The 411-nt window shown below is 71.0% G+C and carries 1 protein-coding gene; it reads left to right on the top strand.

The features are described from left to right. Nucleotides 1-199 precede the first annotated feature (199 nt). Nucleotides 200-411 (top strand): hypothetical protein (locus B8460_RS10790; RefSeq protein ID WP_048861606.1); only part of this gene is annotated, 212 nt, incomplete at its 3' end.

The following is a 411-nucleotide window of genomic DNA, read 5'->3' as shown; positions in this document are numbered from 1 at the left end:
CGGGTGACATACAGAATCGGCTTGCTGCTCATGACGTTTTCCCTGGCGAGCCTGGCGGCATACGCGCCGGACCCTATTCCGGCCGCGCTCGCCACGCCACCGTCCCCGTGACGATCGGATCGGCCCGCGTGTGGCGACATTCGCTTGCAGTCCGTTCGGTTGTATCACAAAGTTGGACGTGTCCTGATACGAGAAGACCGTGGCCCCACCGGATAGCCTGATTGCAGCCGACCCGGACGGCGCGGAGGTTCTGCGGGCCCGCATCCGCCATCTGACCGACGCGGCGGCGGAGGCGCGGCAGCGCGCCGACGCGGCCGAGGCACGGCTGCGCGACATCGAGGCCAGCACCGCGTGGCGCATCACCGGACCCGCCCGCCGCGCGGCGGCACGCCATCCCGGGGCGGCGCGCTG

Source organism: Acidisphaera rubrifaciens HS-AP3 (assembly GCF_000964365.1).
Classification (GTDB): domain Bacteria; phylum Pseudomonadota; class Alphaproteobacteria; order Acetobacterales; family Acetobacteraceae; genus Acidisphaera; species Acidisphaera rubrifaciens.
Note: the sequence above shows the minus strand (reverse complement) of the source record. Positions and strands in the feature narration are given on the sequence as shown.